Source organism: Oligoflexia bacterium, from assembly GCA_034439615.1.
Classification (GTDB): domain Bacteria; phylum Bdellovibrionota; class Bdellovibrionia; order JABDDW01; family JABDDW01; genus JAWXAT01.
The window spans coordinates 1-2,620 of record JAWXAT010000021.1; the positions used below are offsets into that span (position 1 = coordinate 1).

General features: G+C 38.1%; 4 protein-coding genes. All 4 read left to right on the forward strand.

The window, feature by feature from the left end:
- Positions 1 to 216 (forward strand): hypothetical protein (locus tag SGI74_04920; GenBank protein MDZ4676834.1); only part of this gene is annotated, 216 nt, incomplete at its 5' end.
- Between the two features lie 732 nt (positions 217 to 948).
- A complete protein-coding gene (locus SGI74_04925) occupies positions 949 to 1,356 on the forward strand; it encodes a hypothetical protein (protein ID MDZ4676835.1) in 408 nt (135 codons plus the stop codon).
- Positions 1,357 to 1,369: 13 nt separating this feature from the next.
- On the forward strand, positions 1,370 to 1,963 hold the full coding sequence (locus SGI74_04930) for a TetR/AcrR family transcriptional regulator (GenBank protein MDZ4676836.1): 594 nt from the start codon (positions 1,370 to 1,372) through the stop codon (positions 1,961 to 1,963).
- Between the two features lie 385 nt (positions 1,964 to 2,348).
- Positions 2,349 to 2,620 (forward strand): hypothetical protein (locus SGI74_04935; protein ID MDZ4676837.1); only part of this gene is annotated, 272 nt, incomplete at its 3' end.

Here is a 2,620-nt window from a genome sequence, read left to right on the forward strand (position 1 = left end):
GAAGCCACGTCATCTTCTGCTTTTTCGATTAGCGCAGGTCAGGCGATTGAGTTGAACAATATCCGTATCCTTGGTCATGACCCCGCAGATAGTGCGGTGTTCAATCATGGCAATCTACTCCTTAAGGATGTGGAAATCCTTCAAATGAATACAGCCTTTCCGGGGTTAAAAAATTTTGGATTCTTACAGGTAAGTGGTTTTTGTAAAATAAAGTAGCGTGAACCAGGCGTAGAAAATTTATACCTATTCACTCTCCTTTAAAAACATAGCAGGTGCCACAAGCGCCTCAAAGGAATACTTTCCCTAAAAGATAACTGTATCGATTACTGACCGCAGGATAGCGTCATCCTGAGCATCCTTGAAATTTCCAAATAAAGAGCTACCCCATTATTGTACTCTCTTGCTTCTCAATGCCCTTCCGATCATATAGTTCGTGGGCGCAAAAAACTGGTTAGACTTCCGCACCCAACTCACGAGTCAGCTGTGCAAAGTCCTTTTCAAAATCGTACAGATTGTAATGTCGGTTTAGGTTCTTTAAATCTTCCCAGTGTTGGCTGTAGATCTCAAGAAATTCCGCCTTAGTCATAGTTAGATACAGGTTTGGTTAACTTAAATTCAGTTCATCCGAGCGAAAAAGTGAAATGAACTCCTTCTGGCGTCAAAAAAGCAATTAGCCTGTTCTCAGTAACTCGTCACGGAGTGTCGTGTTTGCAGTCATTTAGCTCAATACATAGGTTCTAAAAAAAATTATAGCCTGCCCAAATTGGCGCATTTGGGCTTTGTCTCTACTCAAAAGCTGACACACAATAAAACCACCAAAGAGCCAATGGCCAATAACAACAGCTTATTTTCGCCATTTTTTGAGCTTTTTTCAAAAATATTGTAGGTCTATTCCTAATTCACCTATCTTTGTGTGCGAATGTTCACTTACTTAAAAAATTACTTAATATGAACGGCAAATACAATATCGCCATTGGGTTCCTGACAATGGGACTTTTTATGGCTTATGGCTTTGTATTAATATACCTGCGTGACTTTGCTCCGGATAAACAAGAATGGGTAAATTCCTATAGTATCGGAAAACACTTTGAAAGCAGGCTGGCACACGTCCACGGAAACTTGTTCGCATTTTTAAATATCCTGATTGGTTATCTACTTCTACATTTCAGAGATAAACTTCAAAACGTAAAAGCCATTTCTTGGTTGGCACTTACCGGACTTCTGATGCCCATTGGAATCCTGGCTGAAGTGTATTTCGGCTTGCCTCCCGCTTTAGTATTAATCGGAGCAATGGCGATGACCGCTTCTGTGATTTGGTTAGGTGCTGCATTTTTGAAAATGAATCCTTTAAACTAATAAAAAGTAAAAAATGATAGCCGCCATATCGAATAGACAGTTTGAAATAATAGAAGCAGCAGGAAAAATACTTACCACATCAGGGGTAAGTGGATTAACCATTAAGAATCTGGCTAAAGAAATGAAGTTTTCTGAAAGTGCCCTCTATAGACACTATACAAGCAAAGAAGAAATCATCATTGCCTTACTCGAATATCTTGCTAACAGTATGGATGAACGCCTCACTAATGCGATTCATAGCAAACAATCACCCGAAGAAAAATTCACCACGCTGTTTCAAAATCAATTTTCGTTCTTTAAAAAGAACCCTCACTTAGTGGTGGCTGTATTCTCTGACGGCTTGTTGGAAGAAAGTCAACGCATCAACGAAACCATTTTGAAAATATTCGGTGTAAAAATGAAACATTTGCTCCCTATTATTTTGGAAGGACAACAAAAGAACGTATTTACAAATTCAATATCCGCTGATGAATTAATGCATATCGTGATGGGCACTTTCCGACTACAAATGTTTAAATGGAGAATCGCCAACTTTCAATTTGACATCAGTATAAACGGAGACAATTTGATACAATCTGTTTTAAAACTCATAAAAACCAAATCTTAATGAAAAAAGTATTTCCCTATATAATCGTAATTTCGCTAGTAGGGTTTGGCTTGCTTACTCTATTCCTAAGCATCTCTGTTATACTCGATCTATTTGGCATCAGAGCGAGAGAAGGCAACTATGTTTTATTTGTGGTTTGGTCCAATTTCATCTGTAGCATTCTGTACCTCTTTGCCGCTTATGGATTTATCAAGAGCAGGAAATGGACTACAATACTTTTAGGAATCTCAACGCTCATGCTCATAGCAGCTTTTATTGGTCTCAACATTCACGCCAGTTCAGGCGGTATTTATGAAACCAAAACGATCGGTGCCATGATTTTTAGAATACTTGTAACACTTGTCTTTACAATCATTGCCTACTTCAGGATAACAAAAAAGAAAATATGAAAACGCTAACGACAACCTTTTCAATGATTGCCATCAGCTTGCTTCATTTAAGTTGTGGGAATACTTCTACAGAAAAACCCAAAGAGCAAATTGAAACCGTACTAGATGAAGAACATCAGCATGAGGGCGAAATGCAAACCATTGAACTTAATCATGGTGAAAAATGGAAAGTAGATGCTCATATGCTCGTTCATATTCGCAATATGGAAAGCGACATTAATTCTTTAGGTAAGTATGAACAAAAAGACTACATCTTATTAGCTGAAAA